Origin of the sequence: Asticcacaulis currens (genome assembly GCF_028550395.1) — a bacterium.
Classification (GTDB): Bacteria; Pseudomonadota; Alphaproteobacteria; order Caulobacterales; family Caulobacteraceae; genus Asticcacaulis; species Asticcacaulis currens.
The window spans coordinates 358,954-383,549 of record NZ_JAQQKW010000004.1 but is presented as its reverse complement, the minus strand read 5'-3'; the positions used below and the strand labels follow the sequence as shown (position 1 = coordinate 383,549).

At 62.3% G+C, this 24,596-nt stretch carries 18 protein-coding genes; 13 read left to right on the top strand and 5 right to left on the bottom strand.

Going from position 1 to position 24,596, the window contains the following annotated elements; genetic code table 11:
• Window positions 1-23 precede the first annotated feature (23 nt).
• The 8 genes from cyoB to PQU94_RS09225 all read left to right on the top strand — a co-directional run bounded on the left by cyoB (window position 24) and on the right by PQU94_RS09225 (window position 10,812).
• Window positions 24-2,054, top strand: coding sequence for a cytochrome o ubiquinol oxidase subunit I (cyoB, locus tag PQU94_RS09260; RefSeq protein WP_272741175.1), 2,031 nt, complete (start codon window positions 24-26; stop codon window positions 2,052-2,054).
• Between the two features lie 2 nt (window positions 2,055-2,056).
• Window positions 2,057-2,734, top strand: a complete 678-nt coding sequence (gene cyoC, locus PQU94_RS09255) for a cytochrome o ubiquinol oxidase subunit III (protein WP_272741174.1) — start codon at window positions 2,057-2,059, stop codon at window positions 2,732-2,734.
• A complete protein-coding gene (gene cyoD, locus PQU94_RS09250) occupies window positions 2,734-3,177 on the top strand; it encodes a cytochrome o ubiquinol oxidase subunit IV (RefSeq protein ID WP_272741173.1) in 444 nt (147 codons plus the stop codon). The genes cyoC and cyoD overlap by 1 nt, the downstream gene beginning before the upstream one ends.
• 156 nt (window positions 3,178-3,333) lie before the next feature.
• A complete protein-coding gene (locus PQU94_RS09245; RefSeq protein ID WP_272741172.1) occupies window positions 3,334-4,833 on the top strand; it encodes a CoA-acylating methylmalonate-semialdehyde dehydrogenase in 1,500 nt (499 codons plus the stop codon).
• Window positions 4,834-4,981: 148 nt separating this feature from the next.
• On the top strand, window positions 4,982-5,950 hold the full coding sequence (locus PQU94_RS09240) for a substrate-binding domain-containing protein (protein ID WP_272741171.1): 969 nt from the start codon (window positions 4,982-4,984) through the stop codon (window positions 5,948-5,950).
• A 7-nt stretch (window positions 5,951-5,957) separates the two neighbouring features.
• Window positions 5,958-7,490 carry a sugar ABC transporter ATP-binding protein gene (locus PQU94_RS09235; RefSeq protein WP_272741170.1) on the top strand — a complete coding sequence of 511 codons (1,533 nt, stop codon included), beginning with the start codon at window positions 5,958-5,960 and terminating at the stop codon, window positions 7,488-7,490.
• A 9-nt stretch (window positions 7,491-7,499) separates the two neighbouring features.
• Window positions 7,500-8,510 carry an ABC transporter permease gene (locus tag PQU94_RS09230; protein ID WP_272741169.1) on the top strand — a complete coding sequence of 337 codons (1,011 nt, stop codon included), beginning with the start codon at window positions 7,500-7,502 and terminating at the stop codon, window positions 8,508-8,510.
• A 4-nt stretch (window positions 8,511-8,514) separates the two neighbouring features.
• Window positions 8,515-10,812: a GH92 family glycosyl hydrolase gene (locus PQU94_RS09225; protein ID WP_272741168.1), complete on the top strand. Its 2,298-nt coding sequence runs from the start codon at window positions 8,515-8,517 to the stop codon at window positions 10,810-10,812.
• Here PQU94_RS09225 and iolG read toward each other — a convergent pair.
• Window positions 10,802-11,785, bottom strand: a complete 984-nt coding sequence (iolG, locus tag PQU94_RS09220; RefSeq protein ID WP_272741167.1) for an inositol 2-dehydrogenase — start codon at window positions 11,783-11,785, stop codon at window positions 10,802-10,804. The genes PQU94_RS09225 and iolG overlap by 11 nt on opposite strands.
• A gap of 180 nt (window positions 11,786-11,965) precedes the next feature.
• Between iolG and PQU94_RS09215 the strand changes: the two genes are divergently transcribed.
• From PQU94_RS09215 to iolB, 5 genes are all read left to right on the top strand, one after another.
• Window positions 11,966-12,832, top strand: coding sequence for a MurR/RpiR family transcriptional regulator (locus PQU94_RS09215; RefSeq protein ID WP_272741166.1), 867 nt, complete (start codon window positions 11,966-11,968; stop codon window positions 12,830-12,832).
• 192 nt (window positions 12,833-13,024) lie between these two features.
• Window positions 13,025-14,941 carry a bifunctional 5-dehydro-2-deoxygluconokinase/5-dehydro-2-deoxyphosphogluconate aldolase gene (locus tag PQU94_RS09210; protein ID WP_272741165.1) on the top strand — a complete coding sequence of 639 codons (1,917 nt, stop codon included), beginning with the start codon at window positions 13,025-13,027 and terminating at the stop codon, window positions 14,939-14,941.
• 14 nt (window positions 14,942-14,955) lie between these two features.
• Window positions 14,956-16,782, top strand: a complete 1,827-nt coding sequence (gene iolD / locus PQU94_RS09205) for a 3D-(3,5/4)-trihydroxycyclohexane-1,2-dione acylhydrolase (decyclizing) (RefSeq protein ID WP_272741164.1) — start codon at window positions 14,956-14,958, stop codon at window positions 16,780-16,782.
• The gene (iolE, locus tag PQU94_RS09200) at window positions 16,779-17,681 is read left to right on the top strand and encodes a myo-inosose-2 dehydratase (RefSeq protein WP_272741163.1); all 903 of its coding nucleotides are present in this window, start codon (window positions 16,779-16,781) and stop codon (window positions 17,679-17,681) included. The genes iolD and iolE overlap by 4 nt, the downstream gene beginning before the upstream one ends.
• Complete coding sequence (iolB, locus tag PQU94_RS09195) at window positions 17,678-18,481, top strand: 5-deoxy-glucuronate isomerase (protein ID WP_272741162.1); 804 nt, start codon at window positions 17,678-17,680, stop codon at window positions 18,479-18,481. Before iolE ends, iolB begins: the two co-directional genes overlap by 4 nt.
• A gap of 465 nt (window positions 18,482-18,946) precedes the next feature.
• Here iolB and PQU94_RS09190 read toward each other — a convergent pair whose 3' ends face one another.
• The 4 genes from PQU94_RS09190 to PQU94_RS09175 form a co-directional block, all read right to left on the bottom strand.
• Window positions 18,947-19,984 (bottom strand): glycoside hydrolase family 43 protein, encoded by a 1,038-nt coding sequence (locus PQU94_RS09190; RefSeq protein ID WP_272741161.1) that lies wholly within the window; start codon window positions 19,982-19,984, stop codon window positions 18,947-18,949.
• A gap of 648 nt (window positions 19,985-20,632) precedes the next feature.
• On the bottom strand, window positions 20,633-21,736 hold the full coding sequence (locus PQU94_RS09185) for a replication initiator protein A (RefSeq protein WP_272741160.1): 1,104 nt from the start codon (window positions 21,734-21,736) through the stop codon (window positions 20,633-20,635).
• Window positions 21,737-22,030: 294 nt separating this feature from the next.
• Window positions 22,031-23,113, bottom strand: a complete 1,083-nt coding sequence (locus tag PQU94_RS09180; RefSeq protein WP_272741159.1) for a ParB/RepB/Spo0J family partition protein — start codon at window positions 23,111-23,113, stop codon at window positions 22,031-22,033.
• 11 nt (window positions 23,114-23,124) lie between these two features.
• Window positions 23,125-24,360: an AAA family ATPase gene (locus tag PQU94_RS09175; RefSeq protein ID WP_272741158.1), complete on the bottom strand. Its 1,236-nt coding sequence runs from the start codon at window positions 24,358-24,360 to the stop codon at window positions 23,125-23,127.
• Window positions 24,361-24,596: the final 236 nt, after the last annotated feature.

The window sequence follows — 24,596 nt, the reverse complement described above, 5'->3', positions numbered from 1 at the left end:
GACCCGTAAAAAGATTATAACCCATGTCCAGCCCTGTCGCCGAACTCCACGAAGACCCCGTTCTTCGCTTCCTCTTCGGTAAACTCGATATCAGCTCCGTGCCATGGCACGACCCCATCATCATGGGGGCCGGTGCCGGTATGGTCGGTGCCGCCGTGCTCGTGCTCGGCCTGACCACCTATTTCAAGCTCTGGCCCTATGTGTGGAAAGAGTGGCTGACCAGCGTCGATCACAAGAAGATCGGTGTGATGTATATCATCCTCGCCCTCATCATGCTGCTGCGCGGCTTTGCCGACGCCCTGATGATGCGCGCGCAGCAGGCTTTGGCCTCGGCCGGCGGTCACGGCTTCCTGCCGCCGGACCACTTCGACCAGATCTTCACCGCCCACGGCGTGATCATGATCTTCTTTGTCGCCATGCCCTTTGTGATCGGCCTGATGAACGTCATCATGCCGCTTCAGATCGGGGCGCGCGACGTGGCCTTCCCGTATCTGAACAGCCTGAGCTTCTGGTTCACGGCGGCAGGTGCGGTGCTGATCAACGTCTCGCTGGTCGTTGGTGAGTTTGCCCACACGGGCTGGCTCGCCTATGCGCCCCTGTCAGGCTTGCAATTCTCGCCCGGTGTGGGGGTCGACTATTATCTCTGGGCCATCCAGATTTCGGGGATAGGTACGACACTGTCCGGGGTGAACCTGATTGCGACAATCTTCAAGATGCGCGCGCCGGGCATGACCCTGATGCGCATGCCGGTCTTCACCTGGACGACTCTGGCCGCCAACATCCTGATCGTCGCCGCCTTCCCCATCCTGACCGTCACTCTGGCGCTGCTGGGTCTCGACCGTTACCTCGGGATGCACTTCTTCACCAATGACGGCGGCGGCAACGCCATGATGTACGTCAACCTGATCTGGGCCTGGGGTCACCCGGAAGTGTACATCCTCGTCCTGCCCGCCTTCGGCATCTTCTCGGAGATCGTGGCCACCTTCTGCCGCAAGCGTCTGTTTGGCTATGACGCCATGGTCTATGCGACCATGTGTATCGCCATCCTGTCCTTCATCGTGTGGCTGCACCACTTCTTCACCATGGGCGCGGGTGCCAATGTCAATGCCTTCTTCGGCATCTCGACCATGATCATCTCGATCCCCACCGGGGTTAAGGTGTTCAACTGGCTGTTCACCATGTACCGCGGCCGCGTGCGCCTCGAAGTGCCGATGCTGTGGACCATGGGCTTCATCATCACCTTCGTCATCGGCGGGGCGACCGGCGTCATGCTGGCCATTCCGGGGGCAGACTTCGTGCTGCACAACTCGGTCTTCCTGATCGCCCACTTCCACAATGTGATCATCGGCGGCGTTTTGTTCGGCTGTATTGCGGGCCTCAACTACTGGTTCCCCAAGGCCTTCGGCTTCCGCCTGCATTCGGGCATCGGCAAGGTCAGCTTCTGGTGCTGGCTGATCGGCTTCTACGTCGCCTTCATGCCACTCTATGCGTTGGGCCTGATGGGCATGACGCGCCGCTTAAGCCACATGGATAACCCCGTCTGGCACGTCTATCTGATCGTCGCCGCCTGTGGGGCCCTGATCATCTTTGCCGGTATCATCGCTCAGATCGTCCAGATCGGCTATTCCATCTGGAAGCGCGATGAGCTGCGCGACGACAGCGGCGACCCGTGGGATGGCCGCACGCTGGAGTGGGCGACCTCTTCGCCGCCGCCCTTCTATAACTTTGCCGTCACCCCGGCCATCGGCAACCACGATGCCTTCTGGGACGCCAAGCAGACGGGTCAAGCCTATATCCAGCCCAAGTCCTATGAGCCGATCCACATGCCGCGCAACACGGCAACGGGCCTGCTGATCGGTCTGGCCAGCATTCCGTTCGGCTTTGCGCTGGTCTGGCACATCTGGTGGCTGGCCGTCGTGACCCTGATCGGCATGATCGGGCTCGCCATCCTGCACACCTTCAATGAAGACCGCGACTATTACGTTCAGCCTGATGAGATCAAGGCTATCGAAGACGCGCGCTTCGCCAAGCTCAACACAACGACGGAGGCGTAACCATGAGCAGCACCCCCGTTAATCCGGCGGAAAACCCCGTCGGCGCCTTCAAGGATCAGTTGAAGTCCGCCTACGACCACAATCCGAACGAAGCCCACGACACGCACGACCACCACCATCAGGACGAAGAAGCCAAGGTTACGCTCGGCTTCTGGATCTACCTGATGAGCGACTGCCTGATCTTTGCGACCCTGTTTGCCACCTTCGCGGTGCTGAAGGATGCAACCGCAGGCGGCCCCAATGGCCGTGAGCTGTTCGATCTCGGCTTTGTCGCCATCGAAACCTCGCTGCTTCTGCTGTCGTCGCTGACCTTTGGTCTGTCGATGATCTCAATGCAGAACAACAAGCTGAACGGCGTTCTGGGCTGGCTGGCCGTGACCGGGCTTCTGGGCCTCGGCTTCATGGGCATGGAAATTTATGAGTTCAACCACCTGATCCACGAAGGGGCCGGTCCCGACCGTTCGGCCTTCCTGTCGGCCTTCTTCACTCTGGTCGGCACGCACGGCCTGCACGTCACGTCGGGTCTGATCTGGATGGGCGTCATGTTCGTCCACCTTTTCCGCCGCGGCATCACCCCCGCCAACCGCATCCGCATGATGGAGCTGAGCCTGTTCTGGCACTTCCTCGACATCATCTGGATCGGCGTTTTCAGCATCGTCTATCTGATGGGAGCCGCCTGATGCACATCCCTGACAAGCCCACCCTGCACCCTGCCAAGGACCCGCATACCGAGCTGGCCGACCACCACGCGGTGGACAAGCTGAACCACGGCGACGCCCATGGTCACGATCACGGGGCTGGCCACGCCTCGGTGAAGGACTATCTGATCGGCTTTAGCCTGTCGGTCATCCTGACGGCCATTCCGTTTGTCCTGACCATGCTGAAGCTGATGCCGACAGCGACACTGGTGCCGGTCATCCTGATCCTCGGCGTGATCCAGATTGTGGTGCACCTGCGCTACTTCCTGCACATGAACAGCTCCTCGAGCCAGGTATGGAACAATCTCGCCTTTATCTTTACGGCGATCATTGTCGGCATCCTGATCATCGGCTCCTTGTGGGTGATGACGCACCTCAACCACAACATGGCCCCCGGCATGATGAGTGGCGGCGGTCTGGGCTAACGCCCCCACCTCACAGACGACCCACGCACCGCCCGGACCCGTCCGGGCGGTTTTTTTTCTGCTGCAAACCAAAAATAAAATGATCATTGCAAATTCAAAATATATGAAATATTTTTTCCAAAATACCAGAACCCCTTAACGGACAGGTGGAAACCCATGCGGCACATCTCACACTTTATCGGCGGTCAGACGGTAGCGGGGGTGTCGGGCCGGGTGGGTGAGGTCTTCGATCCCAATACTGGCCGGGTGCAGGCGCAGGTCGATCTGGGGACGCCCGATGAACTGGCGCGCGCCGTAGCGGTGGCCAAGGCCGCGCAGCCGGGCTGGGCCGCGCTCAACCCTCAGCGCCGCGCCCGGGTGATGTTCGAGTTCAAGCGCCTGCTGGAGCGCGATATGGACGCCCTGGCGCATCTTCTGGCCTCTGAACACGGCAAGGTCATTTCCGATGCCAGAGGCGACATTCAGCGCGGGCTGGAGGTGGTGGAGTTCGTCTGCGGCATCCCGCATCTGCTGAAAGGCGAATATACCGAAGGGGCGGGGCCCGGCATCGACGTCTTTTCGCTGCGGCAGCCGCTGGGGGTGGTGGCCGGCATCACGCCGTTCAACTTCCCGGCCATGATCCCCATGTGGATGTTCGCCCCGGCGCTGGCCACCGGCAATGCCTTTATCCTCAAGCCGTCCGAGCGTGACCCTTCCGTGCCCGTGCGGCTGGCGGCGCTTTTGCTGGAGGCCGGGCTGCCCGAAGGCGTGCTCAATGTCGTGCACGGCGACAAGGTGGTGGTCGATGCCATACTCGATCACCCCGACATCCGCGCCGTGAGCTTCGTCGGCTCGTCTGACATCGCGCAATACGTCTATGGCCGCGGGTCGCAAAACGGCAAGCGGATGCAGTGCATGGGTGGGGCCAAGAACCACGGCATCGTCCTGCCTGATGCCGATCTCGATCAGGCCGTGGCCGATATTATGGGCGCCGCCTATGGCTCTGCCGGCGAACGCTGCATGGCCCTGCCTGTGGTGGTGCCGGTGGGCGAAGAGACGGCCGGGCGTCTTAGGCCCAAGCTGCTGGCGGCCGCCGAAGCCTTGCGCGTCGGTGTCTCGACCGACGCCGAGGCCCACTATGGCCCGGTCGTATCGGCGGCGCACAAGGCGCGCATCGAACACTATATCCAGATGGGTGTCGATGAGGGGGCTGAACTGGTGCTCGACGGGCGCGGCTTCAAACTTCAGGGGCATGAGGACGGCTTCTTCCTGGCCCCCAGCCTGTTCGACCACGTGACGCCCGCCATGCAGACCTATCAGGACGAAATCTTCGGCCCGGTGTTGCAGATCGTGCGGGCCAAAACGCTGGAAGAGGCCATCCGCCTGCCGTCGCAACACCCCTATGGCAATGGCGTAGCCATCTTCACGCGCAATGGCGACGCGGCGCGCGAGTTCGCCTCTCAGGTCGAGGTCGGCATGGTCGGCATCAATGTCCCCATCCCGGTGCCCGTGGCCTATCACTCCTTCGGCGGCTGGAAGCGCTCCGGCTTCGGCGACCTCAATCAGTACGGCATGGACGGCGTGCGCTTCTACACCCGCACCAAGACCGTCACCCAACGATGGCCGCGCGCAGGCCAGAGTCACGATTCCAGCTTCATTATTCCGACTATGCGTTGACGTTGGAATAAAAATTCCATTTACTACACAAACAAAAAAAGCCGACCAATCGGCACGTCCATCCGGGGCCCTCTGCCACACGCCTTCGTCCCGGAAATAGAACAGATGACGCAGCCGCAAGGCGCACGGTTCCACGGGAGGAACTCTTATGTCGATTCACCGCCGCCACCTGCTGGCCGCCAGTCTGGGTATGGGCCTTGGTCTGGGCCTGACCGCCTGTCAGAAATCCGGTTCTGCCGCCGCCACCGACGGCATTGTCGTCAGTTTCAGCGACCTGTCGCAGCCCTTCTTCGTCGCCATGCGCCGCGATCTGGAGGACGAAGCTCAGAAGCTCGGCGTCAAGGTTCAGGTGCTGGACGGTCAGAACAACTCCTCAAAGCAGGTCTCCGATCTGGAGGCCGCGCGCGTTCAGGGCATTTCGGCGGTGATTATCGCGCCGACCGACTCCAAGGCGCTGGCGTCGGCCACCGACGCCCTGATCGACGAAAAGACCGTCGTTGTCTCCGTCGATCGTCAGATCGGTGGCGGCAAGCACCCGGTGCCGCATTTTGGGGCCAATAATGTCGAAGGCGGGCGCGCCATGGCCGACTGGGTGGTCAAGACCTACCCCAAGGGGGCCAAGGTCGTGGTCATCACCAATGATCCGGGCAGCACCTCTTCGATTGAGCGCGTCAAGGGCGTGCATGAGGGGCTGGCGGCCGGCGGTGCCGCCTATCAGATCGTCGCCGAACAGACCGGCAATTCCAAGCGTGATCAGGCGCTGAGCGTCACCCAGAACGTTCTCACCTCGATGGGCGGCGCGCACCCGGACGTCATTCTGTGCCTCAATGACGACATGGCCATGGGGGCGCTTGAGGCCATTCGCGGCGCGGGCTTTACGACGCAGCAGATCGCCGTCCTGGGCTTCGATGCCATCCCCGAAGCGCTGAAACGTATCCGCGACGGCGAAATGGCCGCCAGCGTGGAACAGAATCCGGGCGAACAGATCCGCTCGGCCCTGCGCGCCGTCGTGGCCAATCTGAAAGACAAGACCCCCATCGTCTCCAAAAGCCTGACGCCGGTGCTGATCACCCGCGACACGCTCGCTCAGGCGTCACGCATCGGCGAAGTGAAATAGGCCGGTCATGGCCCTGCTTGAGGCTCAAGACATCACCAAGCGTTTCCCCGGTGTCGTGGCGCTGGGCGGGGCGAGCCTGCGCGTCGAACCGGGCGAGGTTCACGCCCTGCTGGGCGAAAACGGCGCGGGCAAATCGACCCTGCTCAAAATCCTGTCCGGGGCTCAAGGTAGCGACGGCGGGCACCTCACCTTTGACGCAAAGCCCCTGCGTCCCGACGATACGCCCAGCCAGAGGCAGAAGGCGGGCATTGTCACCATCTATCAGGAGTTCAACCTTCAGCCCTTCCTGAGCGTCGCCGAAAACCTCTATCTGGGGCGTGAGCCCCTTCGGTTCGGCCTGATTGATCACCGGCAGATGCGCGCGGATGCCCGGCGCATACTGGACGATCTGGGCCTCAGCCTCGATCCCGATCTGGAGGTCAGCCGCCTCAATGTCGCCGATCAGCAGATGGTCGAAATCGCCAGAGCCATGACGCTTCAGGCAAAGCTGATCATCATGGACGAACCCACGGCGGCGCTCAGCCCGCGCGAGGTGGACATACTTCACCGCATTGTCGGCACGCTGAAGGCGCGCGGCATCGCGGTCATCTATGTCACCCACCGCCTGAAGGAGGTGAAGGCCATCTGCGACGCCTATACAGTGTTGCGCGATGGGCGCTTTGTGGCCAGCGGACAGGTTTCAGACGTCAGTATCGACGACATGGTGCGCCTGATGATCGGGCGCGATGTCGCCTTCCTCAAGCGCCCGCCGCGTCAGGTGGCGCCGACGCCGGTGCTGCGCATCGACGGGGTCAGCCGCCGCCGCGGCGCGCATGAGGCGCGCGGCACCTCGCTCGACAACATCTCTTTTGAAGTGCACGCGGGGGAAATCGTCGGTCTGGCCGGACTGGTGGGCGCTGGCCGCACCGATCTGGCGCGCGTACTTTACGGAGCCGACCGCAAGGATAGCGGTCGCATCCATCTGTGTGGCCGCGCTCTCGACATTCAGTCACCGGCGCAGGCGCTGAGCGCCGGGATCGCGCTGGTCCCAGAAGACCGCAAGCAGCAGGGCTGTTTCCTAGATCACTCCATTCGCCACAACCTTTCTCTGTCGGGGCTTAAGTCCCTGTCACGCCCCGGTGGCTTCGTCGATGAAGGGGCCGAGCGACGCCTTGTTGAAACCTTCCGGCAGAAGCTGCGCATCCGTATGAGCAGCTCAGAAGCCGCCATCGGCACCCTGTCGGGCGGTAATCAGCAAAAGGTGCTTCTGGCGCGCTGCATGGCCCTGTCGCCCAAGGTGCTGATCGTCGATGAACCGACGCGCGGCATTGATGTGGGTGCCAAGGCCGACGTGCATCAGGTCCTGTTCGACATGGCGTCAGAGGGCATGGCGGTCATCGTCATCTCCTCCGAACTGCCCGAAGTGATGGCCGTCAGCGACCGCATCATCGTCTTCCGCGAAGGCCGCATCACCGGCACGCTGGAAGCCGCCGACGCCGACGAAGAAACCCTGATGGCGCTGATGGCCACCGGCAGCGCCCCGCAAGCCCCCAACCCTTGAGTCCCCTTGATGACCGCCACCCCTGCCCCCGCCCCTGACCTGTCTGCGCCCCCGGCCAAAGCCCCCTTTGACACGGTGGCCTTTTTGCGGACCTGGGGGACGACCCTGTTCCTGCTTTTGCTGATTATCGGATTCGCGGCGTGGAACCCGCGCTTTCTGTCGTTGCGCAATGCGCTCAACATCTTAACCGAGGTGTCGATCTATGGCGTCATTGCCGTCGGCATGACCTTCGTCATTCTCACCGCCGGGGTCGATCTGGCGGTAGGCTCGCTTCTGGCCTTTGCCGCGATTGCCGCCGCCTGGGTGGTGCAGCATATGGGCGGCGACCTGCCGCAATGGCTGGTGGCGCTCGGCGTTGCCTCCGCCATCGGTCTGGCGGCAGGCTATGCGCACGGCAAGACGATTACCTGGCTAAAGGTGCCGGCCTTTATCGTGACGCTGGGCGGCATGACCATCTGGCGCGGCGCGACCCTGATTCTCAATGACGGCGGGCCGATTTCCGGCTTCGATGCCGGCTATCGCTGGTGGGGCACGGGGGCGGTGCTGGGTGTGCCCGTGCCCGTCATCCTGTTTGCGCTGGTGGCGCTAGCCGGACATGTGACGCTGCGCTACACGCGCTTCGGGCGGCAGGTCTATGCGGTGGGGGGCAATGCCGAGGCCGCGCGGCTGGCCGGGATCAACGTCAAGGCCATACTGATCAGCGTCTATGTCATCGTCGGCTTTCTGGCCGGGCTGTCGGGCTTTTTGCTGTCGGCGCGTCTGGGCTCTGCGGAGGCCGTGGCGGGCATTAATTACGAGCTGCGCGTCATCGCCTCGGTCGTCATCGGCGGGGCCAGCCTGTCGGGCGGGGCGGGCAATATTCGCGGTACGCTGATCGGGGCGCTGCTGATAGGCGTGCTGTCGAACGGACTCGTCATCATGCACGTTTCATCCTATTTCCAGCAGGTGGTGATCGGCCTGATCATCGTGGCGGCCGTGGCCTTCGACGCCTACGCCAAATCGCATCGCGGAAAGGTCTGATCGCATGTCCTCTGGTTTGAAACGCCGCGGTTCGGTTCGCGCCCTGATGATGGCGGTGGCCCTTTGCGCGCTCTGTGCCCCGGCACTCGCACAGCCCACGGCGACCCCGGACTATACCGTGCTGGCCAATCCCTTTGTCGGCGTCGATGACGGCGGCAATACGGTCCCCGGCGCAGGCATTCCCTTCGGCTTCGTCTCCTTAAGCCCGGACACGGCCAATGGCGACACCAATGGCTACGACTCCAAAAGCGCCATTCTGGGTTTCAGCTTCACCCACGTCACCGGCACCGGCGGCACCAGCAAGTACGGCAATTTCCGCGTCACCCCGACCTCAGGGGAACTGGGCGTCAACCATCTGGTCTTCGCCAAGCACAATGAGACGGCCTCGCCCGGCTATTACGCCGTGACTCTGGCCAACGAACCGGCCAAGGCGGTGCGCGTCGAGCTGACCGCCTCGCGGCTTGTGGGCTTTCAGCGCGTGACCTTCCCCAAGGGCGCACCGGGTCAGTTCGTGCTCGACGCCACCTCGGTCATCGGCCTGCGCGGCAGCGGTCAGCGCACCACAGCGGCCCAGGTTGAGGTGGTGGACGACCACACCCTCTCCGGCTGGGCCAGCTTTGAAGGTGGCTGGAACCCCGCCCCCTATAAGCTCTACTTCTACGCTGTGTTCGACCGCCCGGCGGTCAAGTACGGGGCGTGGAAGGCCCGGCAGGGCGAGGTGCAGATTCAGGCCGGCATCGGGCGTCTTAACGGCGGCAATCAGACCAAGAGCGCGGCCAATCGTCAGGGGCTGATGATCGAATACGACACCGAGCAGGAGTTTTCCAACCGGCTGGGCGGCTTCATGACGTTCGATACGGCAACCGATTCTGTCGTGCAGATGAAGCTGGCCGTTTCGTTCATCAGCGTCGAAAAGGCCAGAGCCAATCTGGCCGCCGAACTGCCCGGCTGGGACTTCGATGCGCAGCACGCCAAGGCGCGCGACCTGTGGAACGGCGCGCTTGCCAAGATCGAGGTCGAAGGCGGCGACGACACCCAAAGGCGCAACTTCTATTCAGGGCTTTACCGCAGCCACACCATGCCGCACGACCTGAGCGGCGAAAACGTGTGGTGGAACTCAACCGAGCCGCATTACGAGGATTTCTATACCCTTTGGGATACGTTCCGCACCCTGCATCCGCTATTGACCATCATCCAGCCGCAGCGTCAGCGCGACATGATCCGTTCGCTGATCGACACCTATGCCCATACGGGCTGGCTGCCGGATTCGCGCATCGCCGGGGCCAATGGCATGACGCAGGGCGGTTCAAACGGCGACGTTCTGATCGCCGATGCCGTGGTCAAAAACCTCGGTGGCTTTGATGTCAAACAGGCCTATGCCGCCTTGCGCAAGGACGGCGAGGTCGAAAGCGACAAGCCCTTCCTTCAGGGGCGCGTGCTAAAGGACTATCTGTCTCTGGGCTATGTGTCGCTGAGCCAGACGCGCTCGGCCTCGCGCACGCTGGAATACGCCTATAACGACTTCGCCATCGCCTCGGTGGCGGCGCATCTCGGTGAAAAAGCCGATCAGGCCCGCTATCTCAAGCGCGCCGAGGCGTGGAAAAAGCTGTGGGACGACGATCTGGGCTGCATCCGTCCGCGCTATGCCGACGGGCGGTGGCTGGAAAACTTCACCTGCACCTATGACTATCCGGACAAGTCCGGCCCGTGGTGGGAGGCCCCCTTCTATGAGGGCAATTCGCTGCAATATTCGACCTATGTGCCGCACGATGTCGAAGGCCTGATGGCCAAAACCGGCGGGCGCGAAGGCTTTGTGCGCTGGCTCGACCGCCTGTTTGACGAAGGCTATTACCTTCAGGGCAATGAGCCCGATATTCTGGCCCCGTGGCTCTATATCCACGCCGGGCGTCCGGATCGCACGGCCGAGCGCGTGCGCCACATCCTGTCGGTGCACTATAAGCCGACGCGCAACGGCCTGCCCGGCAATGACGATGCCGGCACCATGTCGTCATGGTACGTGTGGGCCAGTCTGGGGCTCTACCCCAATGCGGGGCAGCCCTTCTACTACATCGGCTCGCCCCTGTTCCGGAAAACGACCATACATCTGGAAGGCGGCAAGACGTTTCAGATCATCGCGCCCAAGACCTCAGAGGCCAATCTCTATGTTGTGGGTGCGCGTCTGAACGGCAAGGCGATCGACCGCGCCTGGCTCACCCATGCCGAGCTGAGCAAGGGCGGTACGCTGGAGCTCGATATGGCGGCCCAGCCCAACGGCTGGGCCACCAAATTTATCAAACCCTGACGACCTGACCGGTGGCCACCGAATAGGCCGCCGCTTCGGCCAGTTCCAGCGCGCGCACGGCGTCGTCATAGCCGACCATCGGCTTGGCCTTGCCCGCCACGATGTCGGCGAAGTGCGCGATCTCACTGCGATAGGCCTCGGCATAGCGGTCAAGGAAGAAGTTCTGGAAGGCATCGAGCACCGGGCCCTCCTTGCCCCAGTGCGCCACCGTGCTTTCCAGCACATTGTCAGCCTTCAGAAGCCCCTTTTGCCCATAGGCTTCGAGGCGCTGATCGTAGCCATAGCCGGAACGGCGCGAATTGCTGATCACACACAGACGGCCCGAGGCGGTTTTCAGCGTCGTTTTGGCGGTGTCCACATCCCCCGCCTCCCCGATGGCCGGATCGACCAGACAGGCCGCCGCCGCATAGACCTCAACAATCTCTTCGCCCAGAATGAAGCGCGCCATGTCGAAATCGTGGATGGCCATGTCCTTGAACAGGCCGCCTGAGACCTTGACGTAGGACACCGGCGGCGGTGCGGGATCGTGGCTGACGATCAAAAGGCTTTCCAGCGCGCCGATGCGTCCGGCCTCAAGCTGTTGTTTCAGCGCCCCGAAATGGCGGTCGAAACGGCGATTGAAGCCCAGCAGAAGCGGCTTATCCCCACCCAGTTGCGCTGCGGCCCCGCGCGCGGTTTCCAGATCCTGATCCAGCGGCTTTTCGCACAGGACCGCCTTGCCCGCTGCGATGCATTGAAGGGTCTGCGTCAGGTGCTGATCCGTCGGTGAGGCAATGACCACGCCCCTGACGTTCGGATCGGCCAGCACCGCCTCAAAGGTCGAAACCTCCGACCCCAGCGCCTTTGCCAGTTCCGCCGCGCTGTCGCCCACCGGATCAACAATGGCCTTAAGGTGCAAGGCCGGATGGGCGGCGACGTTTCTGGCGTGGATACGACCGATACGCCCGGCCCCGATGACAGCCACTTCAAACATTGCGTTTCCTTTGGTTTGGGTACGGCGCAAGCCTGATCCCGCTTTGAAATATTTATTCCATTTTTGAAACCCAAGCCTTACAAAAGGGTTCCACGTCTGGCTTTGCATTTTGGAACAAATATTCCATATTGTGTCAACTTGGAAAATGCTTGATTCTCTTCTCAGCGGCGGAGTGCCCCGATGAGCCCACACCCGGCGGAAACCCCTGAAGACGCCACCCCCGGCGGTGACGCCCCGCAAACGCTGGAGGCTTTGCGCGCGGCCATCATGCGCCAGTATGACGACGCCTCACGGCGCATGAAACAGGTGGCCAGTTTCGTGCTGGACAAGCCCGAAGACGTGGCGTTCGAGACGCTGGCCGTGGTCGCCGAACGCGCCGATGTACAGCCTTCGGCACTGGTGCGCTTTGCCAAGACGCTGGGCTATGCCGGGGCGTCTCAGATGCAGAAGGTCATCCGCGATGAGCTGCTCTCCAGCCATATCAGTCTGGCCTATGGCGAGCGGGCCCGCGCCTTCGGGGCCTCTGAGGGTATAGGGGCCGAGGGACTCAGTTCCATTCTGGATGAGTTTGCCGAAGCCGATATTCTGGCCCTCACCCATTTGCGGCAAAGCGTCTCGGCCGAGCAGATTCGCACCAGCGTCGAGGCCATTATCGCCGCCGACAACGTCTATATTGCCGGGTTTCGCCGCGCCTTTCCGGTCGCCTCCTACCTCGCCTACGCGCTTCAGCGCGCGGGCAAGCGCGTGGTGTTTTTGGATGGTGCGGGCGGGCTTTGGGAGCAGCAGGCGCGCGGCATCCGCGCCGACGACCTTTTGATTGCCATCAGTTTCCGGCCCTATGCCGAAGAAACCGTGCGTTGCCATGCGCTGGCGCTGGAACGCTGCGCGCAGGTGCTGTCGATCACCGATTCCAATGTCTCGCCTCTCGTCAAGCCGGGGCATCAGAGCCTGCTGCTGCGCGAATCGGAAGTGCGCGCCTTTCGTTCGCTGACCGCGCCCCTGTGTCTGGCGCAGTCCCTCGTCGTGGCCTACGCCTTTGCCACCTAAAGCCCCTCGCCGGGCGGCGGCTTCGCCACCTTGGCCGCCGCCTCAATGGCGGCTTGAGCGGAATGATTCTGAAAAGATCATTCCTCTCTCATCGCAAGGGTGAAATCATTTTTGAAATGATAATTGCAAAATTCCAAATAAAGAAATAAACATTCCAAAAGAGGCCGGTTCAAGCGCCTCGTGGGAGGTTTTATGGGCGCTCGCACCCTTGGCGGACTGGATGTCATCACGCTGGGCCGGTCCAGTGTGGACCTGTACGGGCAGCAGATCGGTGGCCGTCTCGAAGACATGGCCTCGTTTGCCAAATATGTCGGCGGCAGCCCGACCAACACCGCCATCGGGGCGGCGCGGCTGGGGCTGAAGGCCGGGCTGATCACGCGTGTCGGGGCTGACCATATGGGCCGCTTCATCCTTGAGGCCCTGCGCCGCGAAGGCGTCGATACGGCCGGCGTGGTGACCGATCCGGCAAGGCTGACGGCGCTGGTGCTTCTGGGGATCGTCGATAAGGACACCTTCCCGCTTATCTTTTACCGCGAAAATTGCGCCGATATGGCCATTGATATGGCCGATATCGACCCGGCCTGGCTCATCTCGGCGCGCGCGCTGGTTATTGATGGCACCCACTTGTCGCAGCCGGGCGTCTTTGCCGCCAGTCTGGAGGCCGTGCGGCAGGTAAAGGCCGCCGGCGGTCAGATCGCCTTTGACATCGACTACCGCCCCGTCCTGTGGGGCCTGACCACCCGCGATATGGGTGAGCAGCGCTACGTCGCCGATCCGGAAGTGACGCGGCGTCTGGCCACCGTCACGCCCCTGTGTGACCTGATTATCGGCACCGAGGAAGAAGTGCGGATTCTGGGTGGGCATGAGGATGTGATTACCGCGCTGAAGGCCATCCGCGCCCAGACAAACGCCATACTGGTGTGCAAGCTGGGGCCGGATGGCTGCGCCATCTTCCCCGGCGAGGTGCCCGACCGCATCGCTGACGGGCTGGTCGTGCCGGGCTTTGCCATTGAGGTGATGAATGTGCTGGGGGCCGGCGATGCCTTCAGCGCCGGTTTTCTGCGCGGCTGGCTGGGTGGCGAAGACCTCGCCACCTGCGGGCGCTGGGCCAATGCCTGCGGCGCGCTGGTGGTGACGCGCCATTCCTGCGCCCCGGCAATGCCGACCTTTGATGAATTGCAGGCCTTCATGGCCGCGCAGCACCCGATGACGGGGGAGGCCCAAAACGCGCTCGATCACCTGCACTGGGCGCGCACGCGCCACCGCGACTACGACGCCCTGATGATCCTCGCCATGGATCACCGTTTCCAGTTCGAGGAGATGGCCAGCGATTTCGGGGCCGACCTGTCGCGCGTTTCGGCCTTCAAGCGGCTGGCGCTCCGGGCCGTGGACCATCTGGCGCAGGGTCATGCCGATTTCGGCGTGCTGCTCGATGGCCGCTACGGCGCCGAGGCGCTCAGCGAGGCAGGACACACGACCTACTGGATCGGCCGCCCGGTCGAGGTGCCGAAATCACGACCGCTGCAATTTGAAACCGGGGCCGATGTGGGGCTCGACCTGCACACCTGGCCCGTCAATCAGGTGGTTAAGTGCCTGGTCCTCTATCATCCTGACGACGAGAAGGCCCTGCGCGACGAACAGGAGCGTCAGTTGATCACCCTGTTCGATGCCTGCCGTCGCTCAGGCCATGAACTGCTGCTTGAACTGATCCTGCCCGCCGGTATGGCGTCGGACGCCACGACCCGCGCGCGCGGGATGCAGCGCCTGTACGACCTTGGCATCAAGCCCGACTGGTGGAAGCTGGAACCCGTCGCCGACGCCGACAACTGGCGACACATCGAAGCCGTCATCGCTGATAATGACCCCTTTTGTCGCGGCGTGGTGGTTCTGGGGCTCTCGGCACCCGAAAGTGAGCTTCTGGAAGCCTTTGCGGTCGCCGCCCGCTTTGAGTGCGTGAAAGGTTTTGCCATCGGGCGGACTATCTTCCACGACGTCGCAGCCCAGTGGCTGCGGGGCGAAATGGATGATGACGCCGCCACCGCCGTCATGGCAGACAAGCTGTCGCGGCTGGTGGACGGGTGGCGGGCCATTCGTCAGCCCCGCCAATAACCGGGAGAGACGCCATGACCCTTATCCGACTGACCATGGCTCAGGCCCTGACGCGCTGGATGGCCGTGCAAATGGTCGACTCAGAGGACGGCCCTGTGCCCTTTTTTGCCGGCGTCTGGGCCATTTTCGGGCACGGCAATGTGGCGGGGCTGGGCGAAGCCCTCTATGCGGTGCGTGACCGCCTGCCCACTTACCGCGCCCATAACGAACAGGGCATGGCGCACGCCGCCATCGCCTATGCCAAGCAGATGGCGCGCCGGCGCGCCTTTGCCTGCACCACCTCCATCGGGCCGGGGGCGACCAATATGGTCACCGCCGCCGCCGTCGCCCATGTCAACCGTCTGCCGGTCCTCTTCCTGCCCGGCGACGTCTATGCCAGCCGCCGCCCCGACCCGGTCTTGCAGCAGATCGAGGCGTTCGGCGACGCCACCGTCTCGGCCAATGACTGTTTTAGGCCCGTCTCGCGCTATTTCGACCGCATCACCCGCCCGGAACAGATACTGAAGGCCCTGCCCGCCGCCATGGCCGTGCTGACCGATTCGGCCAACTGCGGCCCGGTGACTTTGGCCCTGTGTCAGGATGTGCAGGCTGAAGCCTTTGACTATCCAGCCAAATTCTTTGAGCCGCGTCTATGGCCCCTCCGGCGCGCCCCGGCCGATGCCCATGATCTGGTCACCCTGCAACAGGCGCTGACTGAGGCCAAACGCCCGCTAGTTATCACCGGGGGTGGCGTACGCTACAGTCAGGCCGAAAGCGCCCTGTCGGCCTTCTGCCTGAGTCACGGGATTCCCTTTTGTGAGACGCAAGCCGGCAAGGGCGCCCTGCCCCATGACCACCCGCTCAATCTGGGGGCCATCGGCGTCACCGGCACGGACGCCGCCAATCAGGCCGCGCGTGAGGCCGACCTGATCATCGCCGTCGGCACACGGCTACAGGATTTCACGACCGGTTCGGCCGCCCTCTTCCCGCAGGCGCGCATCGCCTCGATCAATACGGCGGCGTTTGATGCGCACAAGTTCGACGCCCTGCCGGTCATTGGTGACGCGAAAACCGTCCTGTCGCAGATCACGAGTGACTATCACGCCCCGCCGGACTGGGCCGAGCGTCTGAGTGCCGCCCGCACGGTCTGGGAGGCCCGCGCCGACGCAGTTATGGCCGCACAAGGCACGCCCACCGAGGCGCAGGTGCTGGGCGCGCTGATGCGCTGTGCCCCGGAAAACGCCGTGGTCGTGGCCGCCGCCGGGGGCCTGCCCGGCGATATGCACAAGCTGTGGCGCACGCGCCAGAGCGGCGGCTATCATATGGAATACGGCTATTCCTGCATGGGTTATGAGGTCGCCGGCGGGTTGGGCGTCGCCATGGCCGCGCCTGAGCGCGAGGTCTATGTGCTGGTCGGCGACGGCAGCTATATGATGATGAACTCAGAGCTGGCCACCGCCGTGATGATGGGCGTGCGCCTGACCGTCATCCTGATCGACAATCGCGGCTTTGGCTGCATCCATCGCCTGCAAAAGGCGACGGGTGGAGCGCCCTTCAACAACCGCCTCGAAGACAGTCACCACGAAACCCTGCCGGATATCGACTTCGTGGCCCACGCCCGCGCCATGGGGGCCCATGCGGTGCACGCGGCCACAATCGACGCTCTCGAAACCGCTATCGATGCCGCCAGAACGCGCGGCGGTGTCAATCTGATCCTCATCGAAACCGAGGCCACGCAAGGGCTTGGCGAAGGCGGGGCCTGGTGGGACGTGGCCGTCCCCGAAGTCTCGGATTCCGCCGCCGTGCGGGCTGCGCGCAGCGTCTATGACCAAAAACTCAAAACACTCAGGGACCCCTCATGACCATTACCTTCGGCGTCAGCCCCATTGCCTGGATCAATGACGACATGCCTGAACTGGGCGGCGATACCCCGCTCGACAGCGTCCTGAAGGACATTGCCGAGGTCGGTTTCGCCGGATCGGAGCTGGGTGGCAAATTCCCCAAGGACGCCCCGGTGCTGAAGGCCCTGCTGGGCGGCTATGGGCTCGAGCTGGTCGGCGGCTGGTATAGCTGCGAGCTTCTGACACGCGACGCCGAGGCCGAAATCGACGCCCTGCAAGGGCATCTGGCGCTTCTGAAAGCGATGGGCAGCCGCGTTTTCGTCATCGCCGAAACGAGCAATGCCATCCACGGGCAGAAACACATCCCGCTAAAGGACCGCCCGCATCTCGATGCCGAGGGCTGGGCACGTTTTGGGGCGCGTCTCAGCGCGGTGGCCGACTATGTCAACGCTCAGGGCCTCAAACTCGCCTACCACTACCATCTGGGGACGGTCGTACAGGACGAAGCGGACCTCAAGGCGTTTCTGGCCCACACCACGCCCAATGTCGGGGTGACGCTCGATACGGGCCACGCGGTTCTGGGCGGTATCGACCCCTATGGCCTGATCGACAGCCATCCGGAACGCATCGTCCACGTCCATTGCAAGGATGTGCGTCAGGCCGTGTTTGACCAGACCGCCGGGGCTGATGACAGCTTCCTCAACGGCGTGCTGGCCGGCATGTTCACCGTGCCGGGCGACGGCTCGATTGACTTTGACCGCGTCATGCAGGGCCTGAAACGCATTGGCTATGCTGGCTGGATCATTATCGAGGCTGAGCAGGACCCGGCAAAGGCCGATCCGCGCGCCTATGCCGAGCTGGGGCTGAAAACCCTGCGTACCGCCGCTCAGGCCGCCGGTCTGTCAGAGGCCGCCCGATGAGCCGCCTGCGCGTTCGCCCGACCCCGCCCGATGCCGAAGGCCGCGTCACCGTCATCACGCCGCAGTCGGCGGGCTGGACCTATGTCGGTTTCACGCTGGTGCGGCTGGTGGCCGGTCAGACCTATCGTGGGCAGGACGAGACGCGCGAAACCTGCCTCGTCATCGTGAGTGGCACGGCCGATATAGAGGCCGGGACAGAACACTTCGCCGCTGTGGGTGGTCGTCGCTCGCCGTTCGAGGACGCGCCGCCAGGCGCCGTCTTCGTACCGCCCGCTACCGCTTTTGGCGTCACGGCTCAGGACGCCGTTGAGCTGGCCGTGTGCACCGCACCGGGTCAGGCCGGTGATGCGGTGCGTCAGATCACGGCCTCCGAAATGTCGCGCGAAGTGCGCGGTCAGGGCACCAATACCCGCTACGTCCGCAACATCCTGCCGCAGGACCGCCCGGCCCACAGCCTGCTGGTGGTCGAAGTGGTCACCCCCGCCGGTCACTGGTCGAGCTATCCGCCACACAAGCACGACAGCGCTGAGCCTGAGTTGGAGACGCAGCTCGAAGAAACCTATTATCACCGTATCGACCCACCGCAGGGTTTCGGCTTTCAACGCGTCTATACCGACGACCGCAGCCTCGATGAAGCCGTGCTGGTCGAAGACGGCGACGTGGTGCTGGTCCCGCGCGGCTATCACCCGGTCGGCGCGCCGCATGGCTACAGCCTCTACTACCTCAACGTTATGGCCGGGCCGGAACGCCGCTGGATCTTCCGCAATGACCCGCAGCACGAGTGGATGCTGAAGGGCTGAGGGGTGTCGCGAGAGTGAGTACGGGGTCCCCAAAACTTCACCCCTCACATGTTATGAAAATCGGATTTTTCTAACCTGATAAATTCTACAGGTTCGGAAATTCACTTTGCTCGAACATGAACAAGAATGCAGGGGTCACGACCCCTGCCCCCCGAAACGCGGTGCGAGCCGGTCTTCGGGTGAAGCCCCTCCCCTATCCCCCTTTGCACTCGGCCAGCCGATTGCGCTATTGTTTAGGGGGTGAAGGGGCCCGCGGCCCTTCATTTGACTTCTAAAAAAAGCGCCAAAATCACAAATCCACGTAAAGGGCCCTCAGAAGCCCGTACAGCGGATTTGTTGGCTTTGGCCATAGGACATCAAAATGGCGTCCGAAGGCCCCTCACGGGCCGCCTGAGCGCCTCGGCGATATCCGCAGAAGATTTCAGCCTCGTTTCGCCGTTAAGACTCTGATTTTGAATCAGAAATTCAGCGTTTCAGTGGCCCCACGGGCACGGGTTCACCGAAATCGGGCGTCCCATCCTTACGCCACTTCACGTATTGCAATCTGGAGTGGCGGTTAGGGTCAAAAAGCGAGTTGCCCTTGATCTCCTTGTAGTCGCGGGCGTGATAGACGATGACATCGCGGCCGCGCTCATCGACGGTGAAGCCATTGTGCCCCGGCCCCCAGATAGTGTTCTTTTCCGAGCTGACGAAGACGGGTACGGGCGACTTGCTCCATGAGGCGGGGTCCATCAGGTCGGCATCGGCCCTGGCCGTCAGAAGCCCCAGACAGTAGTTATGATCGGTCGCGGAGGCCGAATAGGTCACGAAGATGCGGCCATTGCGGATCAGCACCGCCGGCCCTTCGGCGACCTTATACTTCACGGTCTCCCAGTCATAGGTCGGGATGGTCAGGCGCACCGGCGTCGCGGCAAAGGTCGTGGCCGTGGCCATGGGCGCGAGGTAGAGGTTGGAATTGGTGTCGATGCCGGGCTCCTTCTGGGCCCACAGCATGTAACGCACCCCGCGATGCTCAAATACGGTGGCATCGAGATTGAAGGTGTCCCAGGGCATCTGCACCTGAACCGGGGCATTCCACTTGGCCGTCAACGGATTGGCCTCGGCGGTAGAGATGACATAGGTGCGCACACGGAAGGGCTCGCCCTTATCCCCGGCCCCGAAATAGAGCCGCCACTGGCCATCGAAATGATGCAACTCCGGCGCCCATATATAGCCGCCCATCCGGCCCTCGGTCGGACGCCGCCACACGACCACCTCGTCTGCCGCCGATAGCCCCCCCAGCGTCTTCGCACGCCGAATGACCAGACGATCATATTCCGGCACCGTGGCCATGAAATAGTAATAGCCGTCGCTGTGTTTGAGGATCTGCGGATCGGCACGCTGCGCAATGATCGGGTTGACGATGGGTGGGTCTTTGGCCTGCGCGATGACGGGTGCACTCAGGCCCGCAGCGGCCGCAGACCCGATAAACAGACGGCGCGATAAAGAGGTCGGTTTTGGCATTTCGGTTTCCCGTTTGATTATGTCTTACAATTACCCTATCGCCCTCCCCGGCCCTTGTCAAAACGCCCTTTCAAACCTTTTCCCTATCTAAACCTCTGAAGGCGTTAGAGACGTTCAAGAGTCTTAAGTTACAGAGTTAAACGCCTCCAGAGGCCTGAAATTCGCAATGGAGTCATCGGACTAGGCCTCCACAGCGTTCCCGTTGTGTCGCGTCTGCGTTCCCGAAGTGTCAAATGCCGCGTTCCCGAAGTATCAGGGGATTGTTCCCGATGTGCCGAAGGCCGTTCCCGATGTGTCGAAACTCCGGTGCGGGGCCGTGGTTTTTGAATCAATTTGGCCAAGCCTCGCTCAAAACTCGTTCAAACCGATTCCCTTCCTGTCAACAGATTCGGTTTTTGTGATGGTTTGTTGTCAAACACCGGAGTGTGATTCGTCACTTCGGGAACGCTTTGGTGGGGGAACGAAAAGACAGAAGATGAAAGACGCAGGGGCCACAGGCCCCTGCACCCCTATACGCTCAGGCCTCTATGATCTTCGGGCGAAGCCCCTTCCCCACCAAGCCACACAATAATCGCTAGTCGTTTGTGCCCCGTTGTGGGTTGCAGGGGCCTGAGGCCCCTGCGTTCTTTACCCTTACCTTCTCAAAACCTAAGCCCGCAACTGATGGCGGTTCTTTTCGTGATAGCGTTTCACGAAGCCGATAAAGGCGCTCTGATAGCGGTCGGGCGCGCGTTCAGAGCTTTCGGCCAGCCAGGCGCGGAAATCGGCGTGCAGGGCGTGGAAGTCCCAGCCGCGATAATGTTTGCGCAGATGCTCCAGCGTGTCCTCGGTGATATAGCCGCGCGGTTCGTCACTGGCGCTGACGGGTTTAAGCTTAGCCGCCGGTTTGACCACTTCGACGGGCGCGGGGCTGAGGTCGCGGCGCACCATGTGCAGCAGCGGTTCGCGCGAGGTGGCGGCTTCGGTCAGGCTGAGGTCGTAGCCCGGCAGGTCGTTGCGGCGCACGATGGCGGCGATTTCGAACTTGAAGCGGCGGTACTGACCTTCGGCACCGGACTTTTCGAACAGCGTCGGCAGGGCGATGGCGAAGCCGCCCTCGCCGGCCCCGCCGGCGTGCTTGCGGGCGACCTTGTATAGCCAGCGCTCGCGCCCGCCGGTGATGTCGAAATAGGCGCGCTCGATGGAGAGCACGCCTCCATTCATCAGCACGCCCTCATAGAACCAGCTTGAGAGCGACAGACTGAGCCCGCGTGAGCGGTCGGTCTTTTCATCGACCAACTGGCTCCAGTTGTCGAGCCAGGAGAAGGTGGCTTCGCGGCGCAGGTCCGAACGGATATTGGTCTTGACCGTCGTCGATTGCAGCCGGTCAAGCGCTTGACCCAAGAGCTCATAGGAGCGTCCCGAAATAGGGCGGCCGATGGAGCGCAGCAGGTCATAGGGCATGATTTTCAGCGTGCGCGGGATTTCGTTGACGCGACGCTGTTTGAGGTCGTTCAGCACGCTGGCGCAATAGATCAGAATGTCAGCGTCCCAGATCGTCGCCATGCCATAGTCGGGATTGGCCGACACGTGCACCCAGACCTTGCCGTCCGGGGACGTATAGTCGATGGGCTTGAGACGCTTCGACTTGGCCAGACTGAAGAAAGGCCTCTCCATCATCTCGCGCTGATCGCGCAGGCTCAGATCGGCCAGATAGGGCAGGAAGAGATCAATCTGTTCGGACTTGTCTTCGGCCATAATCCTGTCAGCCATGTCTGGATTTTAAATGAGGAAAGTTAGGTGAGGCTCCGGGGTTTTCTTAGTGCGTTACCGCTTCGCTGCTTGAGCGCAAGGCCCCGGACCCCGGAAAGTTTCTTTGAGGAAACTTTTTCATACGCCGATTCTCAGGATGAGGTGAGTATCGGGGTGTGGGGGCGCTTTAGTGCCCTACCGCTTCGCGGCTTGAGCATAATGCCCCACAATCTGAGGGTCGATCTTTAAGACTAAAGACTTGGGGCCACAGGCCCCAAACCCCAAAAACCAAAAAAGTTTCCTCGAAGAAACTTTTTACCGCAGCCCCTTGCCCTGCTTGTCCAAAGCCTCAAGCGCCTTGCGAAACAGGTCGGTCAGTTCACGCGCCGAAGCGCCCGATCCGGCGTGCAGACGCAGCGACACGCCGTTGCGGTTAGACGACATGATGCTGAGCGCCGGACGGCCGGACGGAGCGGGCAGGGTGAGCAGGCTGCGGTCTTCGGAAGGCGCGGGTGCATCGACGGTGAGCAACTGACGCACCACCTCGGCTGCGGGGACCATCGGGCCGCCCTGAAAGCGCGCCTGCATCTTCGCCAGTTCTCCGGCAGCGTCCTTCATCAACGGCAGAAGTTCGGTGTCGTTGGCGGCTTCGAGGGACTGGATACGCTGCGCCAGCGGATAGCAGGTGGCGAGCTGAATGTCAGCGGGACTGGCGAAGGCGGCGACGGCCCAGTCGGGCAGGGCACCCACGCTCAGCATTTTCGACAGCCAGCCCTTCGAGAGACGCAGGCGTTCGGCCATACGCACCTGCTTGCCGCCATAGTGCTGATCGAGCGCGGCCAGATAGGTGCGGGCGCGTTCAAAATCCGAGACGTCCTTACGCGCCCGGTTTTCGATGTCGGAGATGCGGAAGGCCGACTCGTCGTCCAGTGCATAGACCTGCGCCAGGAACATCATGTCGGGATAGTTGTTGGCGCGCAACCATGAGATGGCCCAGTGGCGACGGGACCCGGCGATCACCTCGTAATCGTGCTCAGGGTCATTATCCACGCGGCGGACAACCGCCGGGACCTTTTGGCCGCCTTCGGCCAGAATGGCGTCGATCAGTTCACGGCAATTGGCTTCGTTGAGCGACTCCTGATGACGCGGGTTCCCGGCCCAGATGCGCACGCGCGCCGGGTCGAGCAGAAGCTGGGTGACCTGCTTCACCTCGCCATTGGCGACACGGGCCAGGGCGGATTCACGCGCCAGAAGCGTGGTGGCCGATCGCACGGAGGCGGAGGCCGGGGCGGCCGGAACCGCCGGAGAAGGACGGGCAGGGGCCGCCGGTGCGGGCGTGCTTTCGGCCAGCGCGTCGTTGAGCAGGGCGGACAGATAGTCGGACTGACGTTTGGACATGGTGTAAACCCCTACAGGGCAGCGGCCAGTGCCGCGCCCTTCTCATTATCCACCCGTCCCCAGCGCAGGCGGATAAGTTTTTCGATCTGGCCCATCGCCTCGTCGATATTGCTGCGGCAGCGTTTGTGGGTTTTCGGTGTGCCCACAGGCTTTTCCAGCTCATAGACGGTCATCATGCGCAGCGCCGCGTGGCTGATTTCGGCGGACTCGAGTATGGGGATAGGTAAGAGCGCCGGACCGAAGGATTGCTCCATGATGCGCTGGATCATGGCATGGCTCGGGTCGTTGGAATTGAACTTTGAGCAGATCAGGCGGCAGAAGTCGTATTCGACCTGAATGCCGGCCTCCTGAAGCTGGGTGATCACCTGCGACATCATGGACAGGAACTGCACGGTCGAGCAGAAGTCGGGCGTCGTGGCCGCCAGAGGCACGAGAAGCGCATTGGCCGCCTGCATCACCGCCAACGAAATCGTGCCCAGCGCCGGGGGCGGATCGAGCAGGACAACATCGTAGTTTTGCGCCAGTTCATTGAGCCCCTGCTTCAGCTTGCGAAAGCGCGAGGCCAGCGTGCCGCCGCCTCCGGACCCGGCCGCTGCCAGTTCATATTCGACGTCGAACATCTGAAGATTGGAGGGGATCAGATCGACATTGGGCCAGATGGTCGATTTGACCGCATAGTGCAGGCTGTCTTCGGTCGGCTCGATCGATAGATAGGGGTAGAGGGTCTCTTCGCGGCGGATGGCAAAGTGCGGATTGAAGCCGAACAGGGTGGTGGTGGTCGCCTGACTGTCGCAATCGACGACCAGTACGCGGTAGCCCTGAACCGCCAGATAGTGGGCCAGATGCGTCGTGACGGTCGATTTACCGACGCCGCCTTTGAAGTTTTGCACCGTGATAATGGCCGGCGGGTCTTCCGGAGAGCGACGCGGCGACGCGCCCAATACTTGCCGCATATTGAGGAGCGCTGGAATATCATAGCCAAGACGTCGCCCCGTATCGCTTTCGGGCGGGGGTGGCAGGCGGCCATCCTGTTCGGCCATCCGAATGCGGTTGGTGGAGCATCCCAGCAATTCAGCGGCTTCGGCGATGCCCAGACGTACATTTAGCGCCTTGGTGGCCCCGGGGAGGAAGGCGGTACGGCGCAAACGCTCAACCATCTGCTCACCGGCCTGCGCCAGCTGGGTGATTCGCTCAGCTTCGGCAAGGTGAGGATGAAACTCCTCATTATTCCAATGATTTGCGTTCACTTTAACGCCTCCGAACACCATTGAATGAAATATTGTGGAAATTTATCCATAAAGCTTCAATCGCGCCAAGCGGTAAATATTTTGTTAAGCATAATCGCTCAAACCGCTGTGGATAAAGGCGGCTTTTACTAAAAAAACGCCCGGTTAAACGTTTTCAAAAAAGTTTCAGACGTTAACCGCTCGGCAAGGCTTGAGGAACAAAATCAAATATCAATGGTATGCGTATGGTTGCCGCC